Origin of the sequence: Burkholderia sp. Z1 (assembly GCF_014893795.1) — a bacterium.
Taxonomy (GTDB): domain Bacteria; phylum Pseudomonadota; class Gammaproteobacteria; order Burkholderiales; family Burkholderiaceae; genus Burkholderia; species Burkholderia theae.
In genome coordinates this window covers 1,277,144-1,300,589 of sequence record NZ_JACFYL010000002.1, presented here as the reverse complement: position 1 = coordinate 1,300,589, position 23,446 = coordinate 1,277,144, and the positions used below count along the sequence as shown (strand labels likewise).

Here is a 23,446-nt window from a genome sequence, read left to right as displayed (position 1 = left end):
GGCCGCCTTCGCCCGCGAAGGCCCGCCGTAGCGGCTTCGAGCCGATCGCGGGGCTAAACGAAATGCATCCGGCGACAGGCGTACGCATCGGCTTGCGGTGATGCGAGTTCACCATTCGCCTTCACCGGATTACAGAGGACACCTTCGCAATGGTGAGGATATTCGGGAGCCGCGCGACGCACATTCACGGCACACGTCCGGAACCCGATGGCACAATCACGGTCCCTTTCATGTGCCCTTCGCCGGGCGCGCGCCGCATCGCGGCGCCGATTCAACGCACCAGCAGGCCCTGTCCGCCCCGTTTGCCCCATGACTCTGAATGAAGCTTCGTTTGCGCCGCTCGTCGGCATCCTCGTCCTGCTCGCCGCCGCCGGCGCGATCACCGCGGCCGTCCATTTCCTGCTGTTTCGCGTGGTGGCGCGGCTCGCGCGGCTGTCCGCCACGCGCGTCGACGACGCGCTGTTCGAGTTCGGCGCGTTCAAGTGGCTGAACCGCATCGTCCCGTTCGTCGTGATCAAGCTCGGGCTCGGTGCGGTGCCCGGCATTCCGGACCACGCCGCGCAGGCCGCCGACAAGGTGCTGTTCGCGCTGATCGTGTTCCTCGTGACGATGACCATCAGCGCAACGCTGTCCGCGCTCGAACACACGCACCGCACGCATCAGCGCGATCAGCCGCGCCTGTCGCTGAAAGGCGCGATGCAGCTCGTCAAGCTCGTGATGTTCATCACGGCCGCGCTCGTCGTGATCGGCGATGCGACCGGCAAGCAGATCGGCCTGCTGCTGTCCGGCATCGGCGCGATGTCCGCGGTGCTGATGCTGATCTTCAAGGACACGCTGCTCGGCCTCGTCGCGGGCGTGCAGTTGTCGTCGAACGACATGCTGCGGATCGGCGACTGGATCACGATGCCGTCGGCCGGCGCGGACGGCACGGTCATCGACATCACGCTGAACACGGTCAAGGTCGCGAACTTCGATCACACGATCATCACGGTGCCGACCTGGAAACTGATCACCGAGAGCTACCAGAACTGGCGCGGGATGACCGAAGCGGGCGGCCGCCGCATCAAGCGCGCGCTGTTCGTCGACGCGACGAGCGTACGCTTTCTCGCCGACGACGAGATCGAACGGCTCGAACGCCTGACGCTGCTGAAGGACTATCTCGAGGACAAGGTCGACGCGATCGAGCAATGGAACGGCTCGCTCGGCGCGGCCGGCGACTGCCCGGCGAACCGCCGCCAGCTGACGAATCTCGGCACGTTCCGCGCGTATGTCGCGAACTACCTGAAGGGCCATCCGCGCATCCGCCGCGACATGACCTGCATGGCACGCCAGCTGCCGCTCACGGCCGAAGGCATTCCGCTCGAACTGTACTGCTTCACCGATACGACGTCGTGGGTCGACTACGAAACCATCCAGGCCGACCTGTTCGACCACTTGATCGCGGTGCTGCCGGAGTTCGGCCTGCGCGTGTACCAGCATCCGTCGGGCTTCGACATGCGGCAGATGGCCGGCGCCGCGCAAACCGCGCTGCAGGCGCCACGCGCCGGTTGATGCATGCGACGGCGGCCGCCCCGCACGGCGCTCACCGCGCCGCGCACTCCGACGCGAGCCGCCCCAGCACCTTCAGCGCTTCCTCGATCTGCCTCGACCACGGATAGCTGTAGTTGAGCCGGATGAAATGCCGGTAATCGGTGCCCGCCGAGAACATGTGCCCGGGCCCGACCGTGATCCGCTGCGCGAGCGCAAGCGCATACAGCTTCATCGCATCGACCTGAGGCGGCAGCTCGACCCACAGCACGTACCCGCCCTGCGGCTGCGACAGCCGCGTGCCTTCCGGGAAGAACCGCCGCACCATCGCGCTCATCAGGCTCGCCTGCTGTGCGTACTGCTTGCGCATGCGCCGCAGGTGGAAATCGTAGCCGTCGTATTTCAGGTACTCGGCGATCGCGAGTTGCTCGATCGCGGGCGTCGCGAGCGTGTTCAGGAATTTCAGCTTCTCGACCTGGTCGCGGTAGCGGCCCGGCATCGCCCAGCCGATCCGGTAGCGCGGCGACAGGCTTTTCGTGAACGACGCGCAATGCAGCACGAGCCCGTCGCGGTCGAATGATTTCAGCGCGCTCGGCGTCGTGTCGCCGAAGTGCAGCTCGTGATACACGTCGCTCTCGATCGCAGGCACGCCGTGCTTCGCCAGCAGCTCGACGAGCGCACGCTTGCGCGCGTCGGGCATCTGGAAGCCGAGCGGATTCTGGAAATTCGGCATCACCATGCACGCGGCGATGCGCTCGCGCTCGAGGATCCGTTCGAGCGCGTCGAGATCGATGCCGTCGCCCGGGTGCGTCGCGACTTCCAGCGCGCGCATGCCCATCCGCTCGATCGCGTGCAGCATCGCGTAGAACGTCGGCGACTCGACGGCGATCGTGTCGCCCGGCTTCGCGACGGCCTGCAGGCACAGGTTGATCGCCTCGGTCGCGCCGATCGTCATCACGATCTCGCCCGGCTCGACCGCGATCCCGCGCTCCGCATAACGCCGCGCGATCTGGCGGATCAGTTCCTGGTTACCGGGCGGCAGATCGTCGATCACGCCCCACCGCGTGCGGCGGCGCCCGATCGTCTGCGCATAACGCGCAAGGCGCTGCACCGGAAACTGCGACGCATCGGGATACGGCGAGCCGAGCGGCACCGCGTCGTCGCGCGCGATCGAGCGCAGCGTCGACAGCACGAGCCGGCTCACGTCCACGGCCGACGGTTCGGCGGCCGGCGCCGACGTGTGCAGTTCGGCCTCGGCCGGCGCCGACGCGCGCGCCCGCACGAAATAACCCGACTGCGGCCGGCTTTCGATCAGGCCGCGGCTTTCCAGCACGAGGTACGCGCGCAGCACGGTCGTGACGCTCAGCTGCTGCTGCCGGCTCGCCTGCCGCACCGACGGAATCCGCTCGCCGGGCCGGTACACGCCACGCTCGATCTGCGCCTGGAGATCGTCGGCCAGTTGTTCGTAACGCTTCACGCGCCTTCCTTTCAATTTCCATTCAACAACACAGTTGCGATCCGCACTGTCTGAATGGCCGCAACTGTACTCTTTTTTGAAGTGAACAGGTGTACACACAGCCCGGCGGGTGCCCCGCGTACTCTGCAGCCATCGACCCCGACACCCGCTGCATCATGAAAAAGAAATTCGCCACCGCGCGCATCGAACCGTACACCCACCCGGCAGCCGGCTGGGGCGCGCTGAAAGCCGTCACGATCAACCTGATCAAGGAAAAGGTCGCGGGCGGCAACTACCGCACGCTGCTGCGCCAGAACCAGCCGGACGGCTTCGACTGCCCCGGCTGTGCGTGGCCCGACCGCCAGCACGCATCGACGTTCGAATTCTGCGAAAACGGCGTGAAGGCGGTAGCCGCCGAAGCGACCAGCAAGCGCGTGACACCCGAATTCTTCGCCGCGCACACGGTCACCGAATTGCTCGAACAGTCGGACTTCGAACTCGAACAGCACGGCCGGCTCACCGACCCGATGGTGTACGACGCGCAGACCGACCGCTACGTGCCGATCGCGTGGGACGACGCGTTCGAGCTGATCGCACGCCACCTGCGTGCACTGCCCGACCCGAACCAGGCCGCGTTCTACACGTCCGGCCGCGCAAGCAACGAAGCGGCATTCCTGTACCAGCTGCTCGTGCGGCTGTACGGCACGAACAACTTCCCCGACTGCTCGAACATGTGCCACGAGGCGACCAGCCGCGGGCTGCCGGCCTCGGTCGGCGTCGGCAAGGGCACCGTCACGCTCGACGATTTCGAGCACGCGGACACGCTGCTGATCTTCGGCCAGAATCCGGCGACCAACCATCCGCGGATGATGGGCGAGCTGCGCGAATGCGCGAAGCGCGGCGCAACGATCGTGTCGATCAACCCGCTGAAGGAACGCGGCCTCGAACGTTTCGCCGATCCGCAAAGCCCGCTCGAAATGCTGACGATGTCGGGCACCAGGATCGCATCGACGTTCATCCAGCCGACGATCGGCGGCGATTTCGCGCTGATCAAGGGGATGGCGAAGCGCGTGCTCGAACTCGACGACGCCGCGCGCGCCGCCGGTGCGCCGCGGGTGCTCGACACCGCGTTCATCGGCGAGCACACGGCCGGCTTCGACGCGTTCGCCGACGACCTGCGCAACGAAAGCTGGTCCGCGCTGACGGCCGAAAGCGGCGTGCCGTACGAGCAGATCGACGGCCTCGCGCAGCTCTATGCACGCAGCGAACGCGTGATCGCGACGTGGGGCATGGGCATCACGCAGCACAAGCATTCGGTCGCGACCGTGCAGATGCTGTCGAACCTGATGCTGATGCGCGGCAACATCGGCCGCCCCGGCGCGGGCCTGTGCCCGGTGCGCGGGCACTCGAACGTGCAGGGCAACCGCACGGTCGGCATCGAGGAAAAACCGACCCAGGCGTTCCTCGACCGGCTCGGCCACGTGTTCGATTTCGAACCGCCGCGCCACCACGGTTACGACGTCGTCGAGACGATCGAGGGGATGCTCGAAGGCCACGTGAAGGTGCTGATCGGCCTCGGCGGCAACTTTGCGATGGCGACGCCCGACACGCCGCGCACATGGGAAGGCATGCGCCGCTGCGACCTCTCCGTGCACATCACGACGAAGCTGAACCGCAGCCACCTGATCCACGGCCGCGACGCACTGATCCTGCCGACGCTCGGCCGCACCGAGATCGACCTGCAGGACAACGTCGCGCAAGGCGTGACGGTCGAGGATTCGATGAGCATGGTCCATGTGTCGTACGGGATGAACAAGCCGGCGTCGCCGAACCTGATGTCGGAACCCGCGATCGTCGCGCACATGGGCCACGCGTTGTTCGGCAGCGGCAAGATCGACTGGCTCGCGTACAAGGACGACTACGCGAAGATCCGAGACGCGATCGAGGCGACGCTCGACGGCTTCTACGACTACAACACGCGCATCGCGCGGCCGGGCGGCTTCCACCTGCGCGTCGCATCGCGCGACCGCGAATGGCTCACGCCGACGGCCAAGGCGAACTTCATCGCGCATGCGCTGCCGACCGACACACCGATCCAGCGCGCCCGCACGCTGCACGGCGAGCGCCTGATGACGCTGATGACGACACGCTCGCACGACCAGTACAACACGACCGTCTACGGGCTCGACGACCGCTATCGCGGCGTGTTCGGCCAGCGCCGCGTGGTGTTCGCGAACCGCGACGATCTCGCGATGCTCGGCCTGCGGGCCGGCGACTGGGTCGATATGGAAACCGTGTGGCACGACGGCATCGAGCGGCGCGCGGACGGCTTCCTGCTGGTCGAGTACGACATCCCGCGCGGCTGCATCGGCGCGTACTACCCGGAAACCAACCCGCTCGTGCCGCTCGACAGCGTCGGCGACGTGTGCAACACGCCGACGTCGAAATCGGTGCCCGTGCTGCTGCATCGCGCGGCCGCGCCGGCGTCGATGGCCGCCTGACGGAGCACGACGATGATCGTTCGTCCGCGCGAGCACTGGCTGCGGATGCTGCTGGTCTGGAACGGCTCGGTGCTGCCGACCATCCTGCCGCAGCTCGTGCTGACGCTCGCGATCAGCCTCGTCGCGGTGTGGGGCGGCGGTCGCGTGCTCGGCGAGAAGGTGCCGCTGAACCCGACGCCGTTCACGCTGATCGGGCTCACGCTGGCCATCTTCGCGGGGTTTCGCAACAACGCGAGCTACGACCGCTACCGCGAGGCGCGGCAACTCTGGGGCGGCGTGCTGACCGCCGCACGCACACTCGTGTCGCAAGCGCTCTGCTACGGCGCGATCGACCGCGACGATGCCGTGCGACGCGCGTTCGTGCGAACGGTCGTCGCATTCGTCTATGCGCTGAAGCATCAACTGCGCGGCACCGATCCGGCCGGCGACCTGCGCGGGCTGCTCGACGACGATGCCTACGCGCGCATCGCCGCGTCCCGGTTCCGCCCGGTCGCGATCGTGCACGGGTTGCGCGAAGCGTTCGCCACGCGCGCCGATGCGGGCCGCCTCGCCGACACGCGCCTGTGGATGCTCGACGCGCGCCTCGACGAGCTCGTCGCGATGGTGAGCGGCTGCGAGCGCATCGCGTCGACGCCGATCCCGTTCTCGTACGACGTGCTGCTGCACCGGACCATCTATGCGTACTGCGTGCTGCTGCCGTTCGGCCTCGTCGACTCGATCGGCGCGGCGACGCCGTTCGTCACCGTGTTCGTCGCGTATACGCTGATCGCACTCGACGCGATCGCGCATGCGATCGCCGAACCGTTCGGCGACGGCCCGAACCATCTCGCACTCGATGCGATCACGCGGCAGATCGAGCGCACGCTGCTCGAACTGAACCGCGAGCCGCTGCCGGCGGAAGTGACGCCCGGACCGTCCTACCGGCTCAGCTGACCCGGCGGTGCCCGCGCCGCAAACAGCAGACGTAATAAAGACTTGCAATCGATACAGGCGGAAACGTCAACAGCCGGGGCCCGCTCCGCGTTTTTTCGTCAAGCGCCCACGATCCGGACGCACAACGACAGGAGAAACACCATGCGAGCCCTTACCCGCCAACTTGCGATCGCCGCCACCCTGATGTCGGTGCTGACCGGCACCGCGTTCGCCGACACGCAGTGGCAGCAGGCGCATCCGCGCCGCGAAGAGGTCAACCAGCGCCTCGCGAACCAGAATCGCCGCATCCATCACGAAGTGAAGGAAGGCGAGATGTCGCACGCACAGGCCGCGCGCCTGCACCGTGACGACCACAAGATCCGCCAGGAAGAGCGGGACATGGCTGCGCAGGATCACAGCCACATCACCAAGAGCGAACAGCGCGTGCTGAACCAGCAAGAGAATTCGGTCAGCAACAAGATCGGCCAGTAAGCGACCACAACAAGCGCCCAAGCGCCCTCACCTGAAACGCCCGCTGCCGCGGTCCGGCAGCGGGTGCTTGTTGTATCGATTCGTTTCAGCGTGACATTCGTGTCAAATGCCGCGGGTATACTCCGTCGTCAACTGCCCGCCGTGTCGACCGTCAAAACGGCCCGATTCCGGGCGGTTTCGTCGCGAAGCTTCGCGTTTCGCCTCCCCCGCGCCCCAGCCTCGATACGAGACACTCGACGACCGACCATGAAACGATTCCTGCTGCTCCTTCCCGCCGCCCTGCTCGCCGCCTGCGGCTCCGCGCCCTCGTCCGACTCGGCCTCGTCATCCGGCGCAGCGCCGATGATCTACGTGTCGTCGCAACGTCCGGCATATGCGATCGCCAACTGCCTCGACAGCCGTCTGTCAGGGTCCGAGCAGTCGCAGCACAACGGCGTGACCGACATCTCGATTGGATCGAATTCGTACTTCGTCACGCTCACGCCGTCGGGCAACGGTTCGGTCGTCAAGGTCGTGCGCGGCTCGGGCAGCGAACCGCCCGAAGAAGCGATGCGCTTCGCGATCGCGCGCTGCGTGATCTGACGCCTTCCGGCGCCGGGCGCCCGCCCGGCCCGCTCCTGCGCGCCACCGCGCGCACGCCGAATATTTTCATCCGGGTGGCCGTCGATGAGAGAATCGCACCCACGATTCCCTTTCGATGGAGCCCGCATGAAGCACCTGCTGTCCCGGCTGTTCGTCAGCGCCGCGCTCGTCGCGCTTGTTCCGGCGCTGCCGGCGCAGGCTGCCACGCCGCCCGGCATCTTCGTCGTCGCCACGCAGCTCGGCGAATTCACGACCCTCGACCCGAGCGGGATCTACGAACTGGTACCGTCCGAGTACGTCGCGAACACCTACGAACGCCTGGTGCGCGTCGACCTGAAGGACCCGACGCGCTTCGACGGACAGATCGCGCAATCGTGGACGGTCAGCGCCGACGGCCTGACCTACACGTTCAAGCTGCGCCCCGGCCTCACGTTCCACTCCGGCAACCCGGTGACCGCCGACGACGTCGCGTGGTCGTTGCAGCGCACCATCCTGCTCGACAAGGGGCCGGCCGGCGTGCTCGCCGATCTCGGCCTCACGAAGACGAACGTGATGCAGAAGGTGCGCGTGATCGACCCGCAGACCGTCGTGCTCGAAACCGACCGCAAGTACGCGCCGAGCTTCGTGCTCAACGTGCTGAGCGCCTGCCCGGCGTCGGTCTTCGACAAGAAACTGCTGCTGTCGCACCAGCAGGGCAACGATTTCGGCAGCGGCTGGCTCCGGACCAACGACGCGGGCTCTGGCCCGTACCAGCTCGCCAAGTGGACGCCGAACGAGAGCATCGTGCTGCAGCGTTTCGACAAGTACCGCACGCCGTACCCGATGAAGCGCATCGTGCTGCGCCACGTGCCCGAAGCGTCCGCGCAACGGCTGCTGCTGGAGAACGGCGACGTCGACGCCGCGCGCAACCTGAGCCCCGACAGCCTCGCCGCGCTGACGAAGGCCGGCAAGATCAAGGTCGCGTCGTGGCCGGTGTCCGCGCTGCTGTACCTGAGCCTGAACACGAAGAACCCGAATCTCGCGAAACCCGAGGTGCAGCAGGCGATGAAATGGCTCGTCGACTACGACGGGATCCAGCGCAACATCGTCAGCACGACCTACAAGGTGCATGAAACCTTCCTGCCCGAAGGCTTCCTCGGCACGCTGAACGCGCGGCCGTACAAGCAGGATGTCGCGAAGGCGAAGGCACTGCTCGCGAAGGCCGGTTTGCCGAACGGCTTCGACGTGACGATGGACATGCCGAACGACTATCCGTACATCGAGATCGCGCAGGCGCTGCAGGCGAACTTCGCGCAGGGCGGCATCCGCGTGAAGCTGATCCCCGGCGATGCGAAACAGGCGATCGGCAAGTACCGCGCGCGCCAGCACGACATCTTCGTCGGCGAATGGTCGCCCGACTACATGGACCCGAACAGCAACGCGCGCGGCTTCGCGTGGAATCCGGACAACTCGGACCAGTCGCCGACCAAGATGCTCGCGTGGCGCAACAGCTGGGACATTCCGCAATTGACGAAGGACACCGAGGCCGCGCTCGTCGAGCCGTCGCCCGCGAAGCGCGAGCAGCGCTACGAGGCGCTGCAGAAGGCCGTGCTCGCGAACTCGCCGTTCATCATCATGTTCGAGAAGGTCGTGCAGGTCGCGACGCGCCCCGGCACGACCGGGCCGGAAATCGGGCCGATCAACGACCTCGTGTCATACCGGACGCTCGCGAAATAATCGCGGCCTCCCGCACGGCCTGCCATGCCGGTGCGCGGGTAATCGCCGTGGCCTGCCGCGCCTGCGCTAGGCCGTGCGGCAGCGGCGATCTACAATAACCGACGCCACGGGAGGCCGGCCGCGTCCGGCGACCGCTGCAACCCTCGAATTCGCTTCGCCAAGGAAAACAGGATGCGCACGCTACAACAACTGCGGATGGAGTTCCTGCAGTACAAGATCGAGCCGATCGGCTGGCTCGGCGACAGCCCTTCCCGCTTCGACTTCTATACGGAGACGGCCGTCGGATGCGACAGCATCCTCGAGCTCGGCGTGTTTACCGGGCTGACCACGACGGCCTTCATGCTCGCGCAACCGAAGCGCCTCGTGTCGGTCGACATCTCAGACGAATACTTCCACATCCGGCCCGAATTGGAGCAGGCGGCGAAAGACCTGTCGATCGACTTCGAATTCAGGATCGCCGACGATCTCGCGATGGAGCCGCTGGCATCCGACCTGTTGTTCATCGACACCACGCATACGTACGAGCAGACGCTCGCCGAACTGAACCGGTTCGGCCCGCTGGCACGCAAGAAGATCGTGCTGCACGACATGACCACGGCCGGCGTTTACCAGGCCGTGTTCCAGTGGCTGTGGGACAACAAGCAGTTTCATATTACGTATCACGACAGCCGCGGTTGCGGCGCGATCGTCTGCGAGCGCCACGTCGGCTACTGAGCCGGGCGCGCGCAACGGGGAGAGAACATGCATCCGAGCGAGCACGCGGTCTGCGTGGCGATCAACGACAACAACCGCGCATGGTACGAAATGCTCGTGCCGTTCCTGCTGTCGCTGCGGCACACCGGCTACGACGGGCGTATCGCGGTGATCGGCTACGGGCTGTCGGAACGCAAGCGGCACATCCTGGCGAGCCAGTCGGTCGACGTGATCGAAGCGTCGAGCGCGTATGCGCTGCCGGTCGGCCGCTTCATCGAGGCCGCCGACTATTGCGCGCGCAACCCGCAGATCCGCAAGCTCGCGCTGTACGACGCCGACATCTGGTTCTGCGCCCCCGGGTTCGACCTGTTCTCGCAGATCGGCGACGACCGGATCCACGTGTGCCCCGATCCGCTGTTCTGCACGTTCGTCGTGACGCCGCTGATCGGCGAACGGCGCGACCATCATTGGCGGCTCGTCGTCGACGAGGTCAAGGCGCGCCACGGCGGCGCGTTGCAGGCCGGGCTCGTCGCGGGAACGGCCGACGCCTGGGCGCGCTATGCGGACCACCTGCGCGACTGCATCGCCCGCGTCGGCACCGACTTCCAGGAATGCTTCGGGATCGACACGACGTTCCTGCATCTGTGGAGCGCGCAAGGCGAAACGGCGCTGCTCGATCCGGTCCAGAACTTCGTCAGCAAGAACGGCATTCACGAATCGTTCGACGAACGCGACGGCAGCACGACGCTCCGCCATCGCGGCGAGCCGATCCGCGCGCTGCACATGACCGGCGATATCCGCTTCTTCGACCGGTGGCGCTACTACGCGAACCACGTCGACGCGGCGCTGCGCGACGGCGCGCCGTTCGCGCTGTCGGACGGCACGCCGTCGCCGTCCGATGCGATCGCCGCGCGCATCGCGGCGACGGACTACGTGCGATCGGCCGGATTGACCGTTGCGTCCGCGGCGATCGAGGGAAGCGCGGGCGCCTATCTGCAGGCGATCGACGAACCGGGCGGCACGATGCTCGTTGGTAGCGGAAACCATGAGGTCGTGTTCACCGCGACACGCGACATCGCGCGACTCAACGTGTACGCCACGCACCCGTCCGGCTCGCCGTCGCCGCTGCGGACCGACGTGCTGGTCGACGGGCAGGCTCAGCGCAAGGGCACCGAACTGATGGCGCATTTCTGGTATCAGGTCGTGGCCGGCGCCGTCATCACGCTGCGTTCGACGAGCCTCGGCGGCCAGCAGTGCAATGCGATCTGGCGGCTGCGCGAAGCGCCGGACATGCAGCAGTAGGCAGCGGCCCGTTCGCCGTGGCGCAACGGGTCACCGCACGCCCCGTTCAATTGAACGCCGCCCACACCAGGTACGCATTCAGCCCGACGATCACGATCGTCGCCGCGCCGGCGACGATCCGCAGCGGCATCCGCATCGCGTAAGCGCCCATCACGTCCGCGCGCGCCGACAGCATCAGCAGCGCGATCATCGGCATCGGCAGCACGAAGCTCAGCGCGACCTGGCTCGCGACCATCGCGCGCGTGACGTCGCAGCCGAGCGCCACCACCGCGAACGCGGGCGCAATCGTCACCGCGCGCCGCACCCATACCGACATGCGGCGGCGGATGAAACCCTGCATCACGACCTGCCCGGCCATCGTGCCGACCACCGAACTCGACACGCCCGACGTCAGCAGCGCGACGAGAAACAGCGCGCCGGCCGCCGGCCCGAGCACCGGGATCAGCGTGTGATACGCGTCGCCGATGTCGGTCATGCCTGGCGCGCTGCGGTGGAACGCCGACGACGCCATCATCACCATCGCGAGATTCACGAACCCGGCCAGCCCGAGCGCGACGACGACCTCACGGTTCGAGAAACGCACGAGCCGCCGCCGCTCCGTGTCGTCGCGCGGCGCGGTGCGATCCTGCGTGAGGCCCGAATGCAGATACAGCGTGTGCGGCATGATCGTCGCGCCGATGATCCCGACCGCGATCGTCAGCGCCGCGCGATCCGGAATCTGCGGGACGACCAGATGGAACGCGGCCGCGTGCCAGTCCTGCGGCGCGATCAGCAGTTCGCCGAGATAACACGCGCCGATCACCCCGACCAGCGCCGCGATCGCGGCTTCCAGCGGCCGAAAGCCGTGTTTTTCGAGCGCGAGGATCGCGCAGGTCGCGAACGCCGTCGCGATCATCCCCGCGAACAGCGACAGGTGGCACAACAGGCCGAACGCGAGCGCGCCGCCGAGAAATTCGGCGAGATCGGTCGCCATCGCGGCGATCTCGGATGCGACCCACATGCTCCACACGACCGGCGCGGGGAAATGGTCGCGGCACAGCTCCGCGAGATTGCGGCCGGTCACGATGCCGAGCTTCGCCGACATCGCCTGGAACAGCATCGCGATCGCGTTCGCGGCCAGCACGACCCACAGCAGCCGGTAGCCGTAAGCGGCGCCGGCCTGGATGTTGGTCGCGAAGTTGCCGGGATCCATATAGCCGATCGACGCGATCACGGCCGGGCCGACGAATGGCAGCAGCGCGGCGAGACCGGTGCGGCGCCCTTCCAGCGCGGCGCGCGCCGCGCCGTCGGTGCGCTCGGGGGACAGGCCGGGCAGCGCGAAGCCGCCGGCGGATTTGCTCGTGACAGGAATCATGGTGGGGTTCCGTTCGGATCAGGAAGGCTTGCCCGGAAGCGGGCGCCGCGGCCGGCCTGCCGCCTGCCGGCCTCGGTAGTGGCGGCGGCGTTACAGCGGCACGACGTCGGGACGATTGCGCGGAAACTGCGCGATCACGTCCGGCGCGACGTTCAGGTGCGCTTCGACGAGCTTCGGCGGCGTGTGCGCGAGCCAGTCGGACAGCGACACTTCGGCGTAACGGTCGGTCTTGAAGATCTCGAGGAACACCAGGTCGGTCTTGCCGGTGTTCTGCACGTAGTGCCCGAGGCTCTTCTTCACGTAGCCGACGTCGCCCGCGCGGAAGTCGGCCGTCTGCGCCTTCGGCCCCGTGTCGAACACGGTCATCCGCGCCTCGCCCTGCAGGTAGTACTGCCATTCGTCCGCGTTCGGGTGCCAGTGCAGTTCGCGCATGCCGCCCGGATGCACGGTGACGAGCGCCGCCGCGACGGTCGTCGACACGTTGAAGTTGGTGCTGTCCGCGATCCGCACTTCGCCACCGCGGGTCTTCTTGACCGGCTTCATGTCGCCGAGCGAGAAAATGAACGGATGCGGCGGCGCACCGGCCGACGACGCCGACGCACGCTGCGCTTCCGCGAGCGGGCCGGGTTCGTCGCCCTGGAAGATCCACAGGTTGTCGAGCGGAACGTTCTTGAACGCATCGGCCGGCACGCCGAAGTTGAGCGCGAGCACGTCGGGCGGCGTATGTGCAACCCAGTCGGTCAGCAGCAGCGTGTTGAATTCCGATGCACGGCCGTTATCGAACGCGAGCAGGAATTCGGCGCCGTCGGTGCCGAGGCCCTGCAGCGAATGCGGCAGGCCGGGCGGGAAATACCAGAGATCGCCGGTTTTCACGTCCTGCACCGACGGCCGCCCCAGTTCGTCGAGCACCGTGATCCGGCAGCGGCCGTCGAGCATGATGGCCCACTCGGCCTGCTGGTGCCAGTGCATCTCGCGAATGCCGCCGCGCGTCAAGCGCATATTCACGCCGGAAATGGTTTCTGAAATCGCAAAATCGTCCTGCGTGACTTCGCGCGCCCATCCGCCATTTTGAATGCGTTTATGGGCATTATTGAATGACGCCCAGAATAACGGCATCCCGTTGATATCGGTGGCCGGCGGATCCTGAAACGACGGAAACTGATTCGCGATTGCCGGGTTTTTCGGTCCCGGGTCGGTCAGGCTCTGGCGGTTGCGCGCATTCACCGCGCCTTCCGGCGGGCTGTCCGGATTGCCGAACGAGGCGGCCTTGGCCGATACGGCAATACCCGCGGCGGCAATGGCGCCGGCCGTACCCGCCAGCATCTTGCGTCGAGAAAGATTCGTCATGATTTCCTCTTCATTCTTGCGATTGAGCGAATTTCCATTACGGAACAATTGCCGCTTTTCGGATTATCGAAAATCGAACATCCCGTGACGCAAGTTAAATCCAAATCGACACAAAATTTAAATGAATTATTAACCTGAATTAATGACTTAAACTGATCTGCTTTAATTTTGTAATTATTGTGGTGCGGCGGGATGTCGGACGGCGACAAGAAGAGATGGGTGTGCGCAACGCGCGATCGCGATGTCACGCAATCGATCTGGATTACTGATTACCTGGATGAAAACAGGCGGATGCCGATACGTTGAACGTCATCTAACCAGGCCGGGGGGAGATGCGATTCACTCCCGCGGCGTGTCGGCGAGCCGCTGTGCAGCGAACCGCAATCCGCCCAGAATGCGCTCCGCGACCCTCGCCGGAAACCCGGGAGGCAGCGCGGCGCCGACCGACTCGATCACGCGCGGCGTCATGTCGATCAGACGTTCGACGATTGGCGTCGCGATATCGCCGAGCAGACAGGTTTCGGCCATCGCGGTGAAGTGCCGTCGCGTGATGTCGCGCATCGCATAGTGCTTGCGCTTGCCATGCACGGCCATCGCGAGCTTCGCCTTGTGCCACGACCACTGGTTCGCGCCATCGCCTTCGACCGGCCAGATCGACATCACATCGTAGAGCGGTGTGAGGCGGAAGCGGCCCGCCGGCAGCAGACGCAGGCTGAAGTTCTTCGCATGCCCGTCCGGTGCGGCGAGCATCCAGAACACGATCAGCGCGGCGAACAATGTGTCGAGATCCTCCCGCGCCGTTTCCGACCGGCGCAAGAGGCCGGCCAGGTCAGGCACGCCGGGGCCGCCCTGCGACTCGTACTTCAGGTGAGGCGGCACGCCGAGCGCCTGGCAGAAGTCCTCCTGCGGCAGGCGCAACAGCCACCCGCCGTCACGATGCAACGCACGATCGAATCGCTCGACCGACAGGACCTTGTGCGCGCCGAAACGCACGATCGCCGCATTCGCCACCGGCAGCCCGAAGGCTCGCAGGATCGCGAGACACAACCATTCGTTCTCGACAGAGGCTGTGAGATCGGCCCGCTTGTTGCCGACCAGTCCGAGCGGCAACTTGAGAATATGCGTCGTCGGCGTTGCGCCATGCGGGCGCATCCATCGTCCGTCGTGAAACAGCAGCGCGGTCTTTTCCTGCGCACCGGCCAGCGACAACCGGAAATCGTCGTCGTCCTCGGCTCCCGTTGCCACACCGCTCGCCTGATCGAGCACGCGTGCGACGTCCTCGTCCGACAGCGGCGTACCGTCGATACGATCCAGGCCGGTTGGCGCGTCGTCTTCGGCGAGCAATTGCACCGCCCCGACGCAGTCACGGCCGAGCGCGGCGAGCAGATCGAACGGCTCGATCGTCGCCGTGCCGAACCGGGTAGCCAGCCGGCGCCGAATGGCGCCGCTGTCCGGCAGCAGGTTATCGAAGTAATGATTGACGCGTTCGCCGCGCAACGGCGCGTCGCCGACGCCGAACGGCAGCGACAACGACAACGGGCGGCCGACGGCCGACTGCTTCCACTCGGGCGCGTACAGCAGTTCCATGTCGCCGCGCGCGGGAATCCGCCATGTGCCGACCCGCTGGCCATTCGTCCAGATCGACAACGCGCGAGTGTGCGATTTGCGTCCCATCGCTTACCACTCGACGTTGGCTGCGTCGCGCCCGTCCTTCGTGCGGATGCTGAGTTCGAGACCGTACAGCGCGGTCAGTTCGAGCAACTGGCTGAGCGACAGGCTTTCGGTGCGCGTGGTTTCGAGCGACGACAGACGCGACTGGCCGACGCCGATTCGCGCCGCCGCTTCGGCTTGCGTCAAGCCCTTGGCCTGACGCGCGGAAGACAGGATTTCGCCCAGTTGCGCGGGCGTATTGACGATGAAATTCACGGCGCGGATTCCTGGAGGCAATAAACGCAGTATATTCCCGACAGACATAAACGCAAATTATTCCTGTCAGGCATAAACGCAAAATATGCCTGACAGAGATGAAAATGCACCCTGGCGTGCCGCCCCCCCCACTCTCTAACGCGTTTTCGACCCTATCACCCATCCTCACACCATAGTTTTTATCCGCTGGCGCGAATGATTTTGGCTTTGTTAGATGGATGACATTCAATCATCAGACGACAACGATCTAACAGTCGATGACCTGCGCGTTCGCCCGTACCGTCGAATCCCGCTATGCCGAGCTGACGCCGACCGCGAAGCGCATCGCGAGCTACATGCTCGCGAACCTCGACCGGCTCGGGCTCGAGACGGCCGACCAGATCGCGCAGCAGGCCGGCACCAGCGGCATCTCGGTCGGGCGTTTCCTGCGCAGCGTCGGTTATCGCAATCTCGACGACCTGAAACGCGAGCTGCGCGGCGGCGGCGATCGCCCGTGGATGATCACTGACCGGCTCGACGAGTACCGCCGCGTCGCCGGCACGCAACCGGCCGACGGCAACAGCGGCGACGGCGGCGACGGTGCGCTCGCGTCGTCGCTCGAGCGCGAACTCGACGCGATCCGCCACGTGTACCGGCTCGCCGAAGGCCCCGTGTTCGCGCAGGTCGCCGACCGCATCGCCCATGCCGACGCCGTGTTCATCCTCGGCATCCAGTCGACGCGCGGGATCAGCACCGCGTTCAGCAGCTATCTCGAATACCTGCGCCCGCGCGTGTTCTATTCCGACGGCCAGTCGGGTTCGTATGTCGATTCGCTGAACTCCGAATTCGAGCGGCCGTACTGCATCGTCACCGACACACGCGCATATTCGCGCAGCGCGCGCCGCTATTGCCAGGCGGCCGCCGAGCGCGGGCAGCCGTTCGCGCTGGTCACCGATCTGTCGTGCCCGTGGGCACGCGAATGGCCGGCCGACCTGCTGCAGGTGAAGACCGACGTCGGCCAGTTCTGGGATTCGCTCGCGCCGCTCACCTGCCTGTTCAACCTGCTGATCACGGCCGTCGTCGACCGCCTCGGCCCCGCGATCGACCGGCGCGTCGCGCGCAACCGCGAACTGCAGCACACGTTCGACCAATTCGAATCCTGAGCGAGCCTGAATGAACCCGAACCGCCGATGAACGACCACTGCCTCGTCGAAATCACGCCCGCCACGCATCGCGTCGAGCTCGACCTCGTCTACGCGACCGACCGCAACCTGACCGGCAAACCGATCTACCGCCGCGCGCACTGCCTGCTGCTGGAGCCGGCCGAAGCCGCACTGCGCCGCGCGGTGAGCGTCGCCGCGCAGGCCGGCTTCACGCTGCGCATCTACGACGCATACCGGCCGCCGCAGGCGCAGCAGGTGCTGTGGGATTTCCTGCCCGACCCGAACTTCATCGCCGATCCCGGCCACGGCTCGAATCACAGCCGCGGCACCGCGCTCGACCTGACGCTCGTCCGCGCGAATGGCGAACCGCTCGACATGGGTACCGGCTTCGACGAGATGGTCGCCGCGTCGGGCCACTTCCACGCGGGGCTGCCCGAAGCCGTGCAGCGCAACCGCCTGCTGCTGCTCGGCGTGATGCACGCGGCCGGCTTCGCGCACGACGACGACGAGTGGTGGCACTACGAACTGCCCGGCTCGCGCGCGTTGCCGCAGATCGACAACGCGGCAAGCGGCCCGTGGCGCCTGATGTGATGGCCATACGCATTCCCCTCACCGTTCACGTTCGACGACTTCAACGACACATGGAGCGCAGATGAAACCCCTGACATCCCGGCTCGTCGCGGCGCTGGCCGCCGCATCCGTTCTCGCCGCCGTTCCGCTTTCCGCCGCGCACGCGGAAACGCCGAAGGACATGTTCGTGATGGCCACGCTGCTCGACGAATTCACGACGCTGGACCCGGGCGAGATCTACGAGCTGGTGCCGGAGGAATACGTCGCGAACACGTACGACCGGCTCGTGCGCGTCGACCTGCGCGATCCGTCGAAATTCAACGGCGACGTCGCGCAGTCGTGGACGGTGAGCACCGACGGGCTGACCTATACGTTCAAGCTGCGCCCCGGACTCAAGTTTCACTCGGGCAACCCGCTGACGGCCGACGACGTCGCGTGGTCGATCCAGCGCGCGGTGCTGCTCGACAAGGGCCCGGCCGCCGTGCTGACCGGCATCGGGCTCACGAAGGCGAACGTCGTCGCCAACGTGAAGAAGCTCGACGACCAGACGGTGTCGATCACCACCGACCGGAAATACGCGCCGACCTTCGTGCTGAACGTGCTCGGCTCGTGGCCCGCATCGGTGCTCGACAAGAAGCTGCTGCTGTCGCACCAGCAGGGCAACGACTTCGGCAACGCGTGGCTGAAGACCAACGAGGCCGGCTCCGGCGCGTACAAGCTGGTCAAGTGGGCGGCCGGCGACAGCATCGTGCTGCAGCGTTTCGACGGCTACCGGCTGCCGCTCGCGATGAAGCGCATCGTGCTGCGCCACGTGCCCGAAGCGGCGAGCCAGCGCCTGCTGCTGGAAAACGGCGACGTCGATGCGGCGCGCGACCTGAGCCCCGACGATCTCGCGTCGGTCGTGAAATCCGGCAAGGCGAAGGTGACGGCGTCGCCGCAGGCAACGCTGCTGTATCTCGGCCTGAACACGAAGAACCCGACGCTCGCGAAACCCGACGTCCAGGAAGCGCTGAAGTGGCTCGTCGACTATGCCGGCATCCAGGGCAACGTCGTGAAGACGACCTACAAGGTGCACCAGACCTTCCTGCCCGAAGGCTTCCTCGGTACGCTGAACGCGAATCCGTACAAGCTCGACGTCGCGAAGGCGAAGGCGCTGCTCGCGAAGGCCGGCGTGCCCAACGGCTTTTCGGTGACGATGGACGTGCGCAACGACTACCCGTACACGGAGATCGCGCAGGCCGTGCAGGCGAACTTCGCGCAGGCGGGCATCAAGGTGCAGCTGATCCCCGGCGACAACAAGCAGACGCTCGCGAAATACCGCGCGCGCCAGCACGACATCTACATCGGCGAATGGTCGGCCGACTACATCGACCCGCACAGCAACGCGCAGGGTTTTGCGTGGAATCCGGACAACTCCGACAAGTCGAGCTATAAAATGCTGGCCTGGCGCAATAGCTGGGACATCCCGCAACTGACGAAGGAAACCGACGCCGCGCTCGCCGAACCGACCGCCGCGAAACGCGCGCAACGGTATCAGGCGATGCAGAAGGACATGCTCGCGCGCTCGCCGTTCGTGATCATGTTCGAGAAAGTCGCGCAGGTCGCGACGCGGCCCGGCGTGAGCGGGCTCGACGTCGGGCCGATCAACGATCTGGTGTCGTACCGTAACCTGAAGAAGCAATAAGATTCGCCGCATGTCGACTCCCGCCTCCTCTCTCGAAGCACTGCGCACGCTGCCCGCGCGGCGCCCGGCCGTGCGCTGGGCGTTGCGCGTGCTGCGCTGGGCGCTTACACTCGCCGTCACGTTCGCGGGGCTGCTCGCGCTGACGTTCGTGATCGGCCGCAAGGTGCCGATCGATCCGGTACTCGCGATCCTCGGCGATCGCGCATCGGCCGAGGCATACGCGGCCGAACGCATCGCGCTCGGGCTCGACAAGCCGCTCGTCACGCAATTCCTGATCTATGTGCGCGACGTGCTGCACGGCAATCTCGGCGTGTCGCTGCTGACGGCGAACCCGGTGCTCGACGACATCAAGCGCGTGTTCCCGGCCACGCTCGAACTGGCGACGATCGCGACGCTGATCGGCATCGCGATCGGCGTGCCGCTCGGCGTCGCGGCCGCCGTGAAGCACAACCGGCCGATCGACCACATCGCACGTTTCGTCGGGCTGATCGGCAATTCGGTGCCCGTGTTCTGGCTCGGGCTGATGGGGCTGCTGCTGTTCTACGCGCGGCTGCACTGGGTCGGCGGCCCCGGCCGGCTCGACCCCGTGTATGACGGGATGGTCGATACGCGCACCGGCAGCCTGCTGATCGACTCAGCGCTCGCCGGCGAGTGGGACGTGTTCCGCAACACGGTGTCGCACATCGCGCTGCCGGCCGCGATCCTCGGCTACTACTCGGTTGCGTACCTGAGCCGCATGACGCGCTCGTTCATGCTCGACCAGTTGAGCCAGGAATACATCGTCACCGCGCGCGCGAAGGGCTTGTCGGAGCGCCGCGTGATCTGGCGGCACGCGTTCGGCAACATCGCGGTGCCGCTGCTCACCGTGATCGCGCTCACGTACAGCAACCTGCTCGAAGGCTCGGTGCTGACCGAGATCGTGTTCGCGTGGCCGGGGCTCGGCTCGTACCTGACGGGCGCGCTGCTGAACGCCGACATGAGCGCGGTGCTCGGCGCGACGCTCGTGATCGGCGCGATGTTCATCACCGTCAACCTGCTGACCGACGCGCTGTACCGCGTGTTCGATCCGCGTGCGCGCTGAGGGCCATGCCGACATGACCGCTGCCACCCTGCTTCTTTCATCGCTTATCCGGAAGGTCGTCCGATCATGAATGCCGAGCGCCTCACGCTGCGCGCGTGGCTGCTGTCCGATGCACCCGCATCGCGTTCGCAGGCCGCGCTCGGCCTCGCGTACCGACGCTGGCGCCGCTTCGCCACGAATCCGCTCAACCTGTTCGGGCTCGCGATCCTCGTCGCGCTGATCGTCGTCGCGATCATCGGCCCGCTGATCATGCCGCACGATCCGCTGCGCCAGGTGCTGTCCGATCGCCTGCTGCCGCCCGGCTCGCCGTCGCACTGGCTCGGCACCGACCAGCTCGGCCGCGACATCCTCTCGCGGCTGATCGCCGGTTCGCGCCTCACGCTCGGCATCGCGCTGCTCGTCGTCGTGATCGTGGTGCCGATCGGCCTGCTGATCGGCACCACGGCCGGTTATTGCGGCGGCTTCGTCGACAGCGTGCTGATGCGCATCACCGACGTCGCGCTCGCGTTCCCGAAGATCGTGCTGGCGCTCGCATTTGCGGCCGCACTCGGGCCCGGCGTGATCAACGCGGTGGTCGCGATCTCGATCACCGCGTGGCCCGCCTATGCGCGGCTCGCGCGCGCGGAGACGATCCGCATCGCGCAGGCCGACTTCATCCACGCCGCACGGCTGCAGGGCGCGTCGGGCCCGCGCATCCTGCTGCGCTACATCGTGCCGCTGTGCATGTCGTCGGTGATCGTGCGCGCGACGCTCGACATGGCCGGCATCATCCTGACCGTCGCGGGTCTCGGTTTCCTCGGCCTCGGCGCGCAACCGCCGAGCCCCGAGTGGGGCTTCATGGTCGCGTCGGGCCGCAACGTGCTGCTCGATGCATGGTGGGTCGCGACGCTGCCCGGCATCGCGATCCTGCTCGTGAGCCTCGCGTTCAACCTGCTCGGCGACGGGCTGCGCGACGTGTTCGATCCCCGCCATGGAGCCTGACATGTCGATGAATTCCGCCACCGCGCCCGCACCGCTCTGCGAGATCCACGGCCTGAAGATCGGCTTTCGCGGACACGACGGCGTCGTCTCGGACGCCGTGCGCGACCTGTCGCTGACGCTCGCGCCCGGCGAACGGCTCGGCATCGTCGGCGAATCGGGCTCCGGCAAGTCGCTCACAGGCCGCGCATTGCTGGGCCTATTGCCCGACGCCGCGCGCTGGTCGGCGCGCACGATGCGCTTCGCGGGCCACGACCTGCTCGCGATGAACCCGCGCGAACGCCGGCGGCTGTGCGGCAGCCAGATGGGCATGATCCTGCAGGACCCGAAATATTCGCTGAACCCGGTGATGACGGTCGCGAAACAGATGGGCGAAGCGTTCCGGCTGCACGAGCCCGGGCTGCGCGGCCGCGCGCTGCGCGAACGGATCGTCGACGCGCTCGCGGCCGTGCAGATCCGCGACCCGGCGCGCGTCGCCGACGCATATCCGCACGAGCTGTCGGGCGGCATGGGCCAGCGCGTGATGATCGCGATGATGGTGTCGACCGGGCCGCGCCTGCTGATCGCCGACGAGCCGACGTCCGCGCTCGACGTTGCAGTCTCGATGCAGGTGCTCGCGGTGCTCGACGCGATGATCGCGCGGCACGGCACGGGCCTGATGTTCATCAGCCACGACCTGCCGCTCGTGATGTCGTTCTGCGATCGCGTCGCGGTGATGTACGCGGGCCGCGTGGTCGAAACCTGCGCCGCGCGCGACCTCCGCGACGCGTCTCATCCCTATACGCGCGGGCTGCTCGCGGCGAACCCGCCGCTTTCGAATCCGCCCGACGAACTGCCCGTGCTGCGGCGCGATCCGGCGTGGCTCGATCCGGCGCCGCAAACCATCCCGCCCGCCGATCGCCAGGAGGCCGCACGATGATCGACGTCGATCACGCATCGATCCGTTTCCCCACCCGCACGGGTCACGTCGACGCGGTGCGCGACGCGAGCTTCGCGGTGCGCGACGGCGAGGTATTCGGGCTCGTCGGCGAATCGGGTTCCGGCAAGTCGACGTTGCTGCGCGCGCTGACGGGCCTCGTGCCGCTCGCGGCCGGCAGCCTGTCGATCGACGGAAGGCCGGTCGACGGTACGCTCGATCGCGCTTTCCGCCGCCACGTGCAGATGGTGTTCCAGGATCCGTACGCGTCGCTGCACCCGCGCTTCACGGTCGACCAGACGCTGCGCGAGCCGCTGTCGATCCACGGGATCGACGACGCCGATGCGCGGATCGCCCGCGCGCTGTCCGAAGTCGGGCTCAGCCCCACGTTCCGCTTCCGCTATCCGCACCAGTTGTCGGGCGGCCAGCGGCAGCGCGTCGCGATCGCGCGCGCGCTGATCGTCGAGCCGCGCGTGCTGCTGCTCGACGAGCCGACATCGGCGCTCGACGTATCGGTGCAGGCCGAGATCCTGAACCTGCTGCGCCGCCTGCATCGCGAGCGTAACCTGACGATGATCCTCGTCAGCCACAACCTCGCGGTGATCGGCTTCCTGTGTCAGCGCGTCGCGGTGATGCAGCATGGCGAGATCGTCGAGCAGCTGCGAATCGAGGACGTGCGTGCCGGGCAGGTCGCGCGCGACTACACGCGCACGCTGCTGCAGGCAACCGAAGGCTACCGCCGTCTCGACCCGGTGACGGACGCACCCACCGCCTGACATCTGCACGACGTGCCGGCGTGCGATACTCGGCACGCGATGCGTCGGCTTGCCACCGCATGGAACCCTGGTGCGCCGCACGGGTCAACTTCCTTTCGTCAACAGCTCAACAGCAATAGGGAGGCGTTCATGCTGCAATTCATCGAAACCCTGGTCGTCGGGCTCATCGTCGGCCTCCTCGCCCGCGCGCTCAAGCCGGGCGACGACAAGATGGGCATCCTGATGACCATCGTGCTCGGCATCGTCGGCTCGCTGGTCGCCGGCTACGTCGGCCGCGCCGCCGGCTGGTATGCGCCGGGCCAGGGCGCTGGCTGGATCGCGTCGATCATCGGCGCGATCGTGCTGCTGATCGTCGTCGGCGCGGTGCGCAAGCGCATGGCCTGATCGCACGTATCACACGTCAATCGCGGCAACGGTCGCTCACGACGAGCGGCCGTCCCGTCACCTGCATCGCATCCCCCCGCTTGAACCGCATCACGCCCGGCAATCGG

At 66.7% G+C, this 23,446-nt stretch carries 21 protein-coding genes; 16 read left to right on the top strand and 5 right to left on the bottom strand.

The window, feature by feature from the left end; all coding sequences use genetic code 11:
• The first annotated feature begins 309 nt into the window (after window positions 1-309).
• On the top strand, window positions 310-1,551 hold the full coding sequence (locus H3H55_RS22865) for a mechanosensitive ion channel family protein (protein WP_193100318.1): 1,242 nt from the start codon (window positions 310-312) through the stop codon (window positions 1,549-1,551).
• A gap of 31 nt (window positions 1,552-1,582) precedes the next feature.
• Here H3H55_RS22865 and H3H55_RS22860 read toward each other — a convergent pair whose 3' ends face one another.
• Window positions 1,583-3,004, bottom strand: coding sequence for a PLP-dependent aminotransferase family protein (locus tag H3H55_RS22860; protein WP_193100317.1), 1,422 nt, complete (start codon window positions 3,002-3,004; stop codon window positions 1,583-1,585).
• 155 nt (window positions 3,005-3,159) lie between these two features.
• Here H3H55_RS22860 and H3H55_RS22855 point away from each other — a divergent pair, with 155 nt between their 5' ends.
• The 7 genes from H3H55_RS22855 (at window position 3,160) to H3H55_RS22825 (ending at window position 11,181) form a co-directional block, all read left to right on the top strand.
• A complete protein-coding gene (locus H3H55_RS22855; protein WP_193100316.1) occupies window positions 3,160-5,484 on the top strand; it encodes an FdhF/YdeP family oxidoreductase in 2,325 nt (774 codons plus the stop codon).
• Window positions 5,485-5,496: 12 nt separating this feature from the next.
• Complete coding sequence (locus H3H55_RS22850) at window positions 5,497-6,417, top strand: bestrophin family protein (RefSeq protein WP_193100315.1); 921 nt, start codon at window positions 5,497-5,499, stop codon at window positions 6,415-6,417.
• 141 nt (window positions 6,418-6,558) lie between these two features.
• The gene (locus H3H55_RS22845; protein WP_129515135.1) at window positions 6,559-6,888 is read left to right on the top strand and encodes a hypothetical protein; all 330 of its coding nucleotides are present in this window, start codon (window positions 6,559-6,561) and stop codon (window positions 6,886-6,888) included.
• A 246-nt stretch (window positions 6,889-7,134) separates the two neighbouring features.
• A complete protein-coding gene (locus H3H55_RS22840) occupies window positions 7,135-7,470 on the top strand; it encodes a sugar ABC transporter ATPase (RefSeq protein ID WP_129515136.1) in 336 nt (111 codons plus the stop codon).
• Window positions 7,471-7,596: 126 nt separating this feature from the next.
• Window positions 7,597-9,186 carry an ABC transporter substrate-binding protein gene (locus tag H3H55_RS22835; protein WP_193100314.1) on the top strand — a complete coding sequence of 530 codons (1,590 nt, stop codon included), beginning with the start codon at window positions 7,597-7,599 and terminating at the stop codon, window positions 9,184-9,186.
• Window positions 9,187-9,357: 171 nt separating this feature from the next.
• The gene (locus tag H3H55_RS22830) at window positions 9,358-9,900 is read left to right on the top strand and encodes a class I SAM-dependent methyltransferase (protein WP_155420254.1); all 543 of its coding nucleotides are present in this window, start codon (window positions 9,358-9,360) and stop codon (window positions 9,898-9,900) included.
• Window positions 9,901-9,927: 27 nt separating this feature from the next.
• Window positions 9,928-11,181 carry a hypothetical protein gene (locus H3H55_RS22825; protein WP_193100313.1) on the top strand — a complete coding sequence of 418 codons (1,254 nt, stop codon included), beginning with the start codon at window positions 9,928-9,930 and terminating at the stop codon, window positions 11,179-11,181.
• A 46-nt stretch (window positions 11,182-11,227) separates the two neighbouring features.
• On the opposite strand, the gene H3H55_RS22820 is transcribed toward H3H55_RS22825, so the two are convergent.
• The 4 genes from H3H55_RS22820 to H3H55_RS22805 form a co-directional block, all read right to left on the bottom strand.
• On the bottom strand, window positions 11,228-12,535 hold the full coding sequence (locus tag H3H55_RS22820) for an Nramp family divalent metal transporter (RefSeq protein ID WP_193100312.1): 1,308 nt from the start codon (window positions 12,533-12,535) through the stop codon (window positions 11,228-11,230).
• Window positions 12,536-12,625: 90 nt separating this feature from the next.
• Entirely contained in the window at window positions 12,626-13,882 is a 1,257-nt protein-coding gene (locus tag H3H55_RS22815; protein WP_193100311.1) for an oxalate decarboxylase family bicupin, read from the bottom strand.
• Window positions 13,883-14,221: 339 nt separating this feature from the next.
• Window positions 14,222-15,556, bottom strand: a complete 1,335-nt coding sequence (locus H3H55_RS22810; RefSeq protein WP_193100310.1) for a type II toxin-antitoxin system HipA family toxin — start codon at window positions 15,554-15,556, stop codon at window positions 14,222-14,224.
• A 3-nt stretch (window positions 15,557-15,559) separates the two neighbouring features.
• Window positions 15,560-15,808: a helix-turn-helix domain-containing protein gene (locus H3H55_RS22805; protein ID WP_129515143.1), complete on the bottom strand. Its 249-nt coding sequence runs from the start codon at window positions 15,806-15,808 to the stop codon at window positions 15,560-15,562.
• 257 nt (window positions 15,809-16,065) lie between these two features.
• Here H3H55_RS22805 and sapR point away from each other — a divergent pair, with 257 nt between their 5' ends.
• The 8 genes from sapR to H3H55_RS22765 all read left to right on the top strand — a co-directional run bounded on the left by sapR (window position 16,066) and on the right by H3H55_RS22765 (window position 23,339).
• The gene (gene sapR, locus H3H55_RS22800; protein WP_193100309.1) at window positions 16,066-16,950 is read left to right on the top strand and encodes a sap1 transcriptional regulator SapR; all 885 of its coding nucleotides are present in this window, start codon (window positions 16,066-16,068) and stop codon (window positions 16,948-16,950) included.
• 27 nt (window positions 16,951-16,977) lie between these two features.
• Window positions 16,978-17,541: a D-alanyl-D-alanine dipeptidase gene (gene ddpX, locus H3H55_RS22795; RefSeq protein ID WP_193100308.1), complete on the top strand. Its 564-nt coding sequence runs from the start codon at window positions 16,978-16,980 to the stop codon at window positions 17,539-17,541.
• 61 nt (window positions 17,542-17,602) lie between these two features.
• The gene (locus tag H3H55_RS22790; protein ID WP_193100307.1) at window positions 17,603-19,204 is read left to right on the top strand and encodes an ABC transporter substrate-binding protein; all 1,602 of its coding nucleotides are present in this window, start codon (window positions 17,603-17,605) and stop codon (window positions 19,202-19,204) included.
• A 10-nt stretch (window positions 19,205-19,214) separates the two neighbouring features.
• Window positions 19,215-20,285 carry an ABC transporter permease gene (locus H3H55_RS22785; protein ID WP_193100306.1) on the top strand — a complete coding sequence of 357 codons (1,071 nt, stop codon included), beginning with the start codon at window positions 19,215-19,217 and terminating at the stop codon, window positions 20,283-20,285.
• A 66-nt stretch (window positions 20,286-20,351) separates the two neighbouring features.
• Entirely contained in the window at window positions 20,352-21,266 is a 915-nt protein-coding gene (gene nikC, locus H3H55_RS22780; protein WP_193100305.1) for a nickel transporter permease, read from the top strand.
• A gap of 1 nt (window position 21,267) precedes the next feature.
• A complete protein-coding gene (locus tag H3H55_RS22775; protein WP_193100304.1) occupies window positions 21,268-22,182 on the top strand; it encodes an ABC transporter ATP-binding protein in 915 nt (304 codons plus the stop codon).
• The gene (locus tag H3H55_RS22770; RefSeq protein ID WP_193100303.1) at window positions 22,179-22,955 is read left to right on the top strand and encodes an ABC transporter ATP-binding protein; all 777 of its coding nucleotides are present in this window, start codon (window positions 22,179-22,181) and stop codon (window positions 22,953-22,955) included. Before H3H55_RS22775 ends, H3H55_RS22770 begins: the two co-directional genes overlap by 4 nt.
• A 129-nt stretch (window positions 22,956-23,084) precedes the next feature.
• Window positions 23,085-23,339, top strand: a complete 255-nt coding sequence (locus H3H55_RS22765) for a GlsB/YeaQ/YmgE family stress response membrane protein (protein WP_193100302.1) — start codon at window positions 23,085-23,087, stop codon at window positions 23,337-23,339.
• Window positions 23,340-23,446: the final 107 nt, after the last annotated feature.

Excerpts from the sequence above, each read along its gene's own strand:
- sapR (WP_193100309.1), top strand. The coding sequence starts at position 16,066 with ATGACCTGCGCGTTCGCCCGTACCGTCGAATCCCGCTATGCCGAGCTG.
- H3H55_RS22850 (WP_193100315.1), top strand. The coding sequence starts at position 5,497 with ATGATCGTTCGTCCGCGCGAGCACTGGCTGCGGATGCTGCTGGTCTGG.
- H3H55_RS22820 (WP_193100312.1), bottom strand. The coding sequence starts at position 12,535 with ATGATTCCTGTCACGAGCAAATCCGCCGGCGGCTTCGCGCTGCCCGGC.
- H3H55_RS22825 (WP_193100313.1), top strand. The coding sequence starts at position 9,928 with ATGCATCCGAGCGAGCACGCGGTCTGCGTGGCGATCAACGACAACAAC.
- H3H55_RS22810 (WP_193100310.1), bottom strand. The coding sequence starts at position 15,556 with ATGGGACGCAAATCGCACACTCGCGCGTTGTCGATCTGGACGAATGGC.
- H3H55_RS22840 (WP_129515136.1), top strand. The coding sequence starts at position 7,135 with ATGAAACGATTCCTGCTGCTCCTTCCCGCCGCCCTGCTCGCCGCCTGC.
- H3H55_RS22770 (WP_193100303.1), top strand. The coding sequence starts at position 22,179 with ATGATCGACGTCGATCACGCATCGATCCGTTTCCCCACCCGCACGGGT.
- H3H55_RS22775 (WP_193100304.1), top strand. The coding sequence starts at position 21,268 with ATGTCGATGAATTCCGCCACCGCGCCCGCACCGCTCTGCGAGATCCAC.
- H3H55_RS22855 (WP_193100316.1), top strand. The coding sequence starts at position 3,160 with ATGAAAAAGAAATTCGCCACCGCGCGCATCGAACCGTACACCCACCCG.
- H3H55_RS22785 (WP_193100306.1), top strand. The coding sequence starts at position 19,215 with ATGTCGACTCCCGCCTCCTCTCTCGAAGCACTGCGCACGCTGCCCGCG.
- ddpX (WP_193100308.1), top strand. The coding sequence starts at position 16,978 with ATGAACGACCACTGCCTCGTCGAAATCACGCCCGCCACGCATCGCGTC.
- nikC (WP_193100305.1), top strand. The coding sequence starts at position 20,352 with ATGAATGCCGAGCGCCTCACGCTGCGCGCGTGGCTGCTGTCCGATGCA.
- H3H55_RS22830 (WP_155420254.1), top strand. The coding sequence starts at position 9,358 with ATGCGCACGCTACAACAACTGCGGATGGAGTTCCTGCAGTACAAGATC.
- H3H55_RS22765 (WP_193100302.1), top strand. The coding sequence starts at position 23,085 with ATGCTGCAATTCATCGAAACCCTGGTCGTCGGGCTCATCGTCGGCCTC.
- H3H55_RS22865 (WP_193100318.1), top strand. The coding sequence starts at position 310 with ATGACTCTGAATGAAGCTTCGTTTGCGCCGCTCGTCGGCATCCTCGTC.
- H3H55_RS22790 (WP_193100307.1), top strand. The coding sequence starts at position 17,603 with ATGAAACCCCTGACATCCCGGCTCGTCGCGGCGCTGGCCGCCGCATCC.
- H3H55_RS22835 (WP_193100314.1), top strand. The coding sequence starts at position 7,597 with ATGAAGCACCTGCTGTCCCGGCTGTTCGTCAGCGCCGCGCTCGTCGCG.
- H3H55_RS22845 (WP_129515135.1), top strand. The coding sequence starts at position 6,559 with ATGCGAGCCCTTACCCGCCAACTTGCGATCGCCGCCACCCTGATGTCG.
- H3H55_RS22815 (WP_193100311.1), bottom strand. The coding sequence starts at position 13,882 with ATGACGAATCTTTCTCGACGCAAGATGCTGGCGGGTACGGCCGGCGCC.